Origin of the sequence: Mammaliicoccus sp. G-M28, assembly GCF_022386595.1 — a bacterium.
Classification (GTDB): Bacteria; Bacillota; Bacilli; order Staphylococcales; family Staphylococcaceae; genus Mammaliicoccus; species Mammaliicoccus fleurettii.
The window spans coordinates 1-297 of the sequence record NZ_JAJNIF010000044.1 but is presented as its reverse complement, the minus strand read 5'-3'; the positions used below and the strand labels follow the sequence as shown (position 1 = coordinate 297).

Genomic DNA, 297 nt, shown 5'->3' with positions numbered 1-297 from the left:
GGCCGGCACCATTTTTTAGAGCCATTAGCTCAGTTGGTAGAGCATCTGACTTTTAATCAGAGGGTCAGAGGTTCGAATCCTCTATGGCTCACCATTATTAATATACAAAAATAATTATTTAGCGGAAGTAGTTCAGCGGTAGAATACAACCTTGCCAAGGTTGGGGTCGCGGGTTCGAATCCCGTCTTCCGCTCCATTATTATTTTTTTGCCGGGGTGGCGGAACTGGCAGACGCACAGGACTTAAAATCCTGCGGTAAGTGATTACCGTACCGGTTCGATTCCGGTCCTCGGCACC

The 297-nt window shown here is 47.8% G+C and carries 3 tRNA genes; all 3 read left to right on the top strand.

Annotated elements, in window-relative coordinates:
* Positions 1-18: 18 nt before the first annotated feature.
* Positions 19-94, top strand: a tRNA-Lys gene (locus tag LQ609_RS12610).
* Between the two features lie 27 nt (positions 95-121).
* A tRNA-Gly gene (locus LQ609_RS12605) sits at positions 122-196 on the top strand.
* A gap of 13 nt (positions 197-209) precedes the next feature.
* A tRNA-Leu gene (locus LQ609_RS12600) sits at positions 210-295 on the top strand.
* Positions 296-297 lie beyond the last annotated feature (2 nt).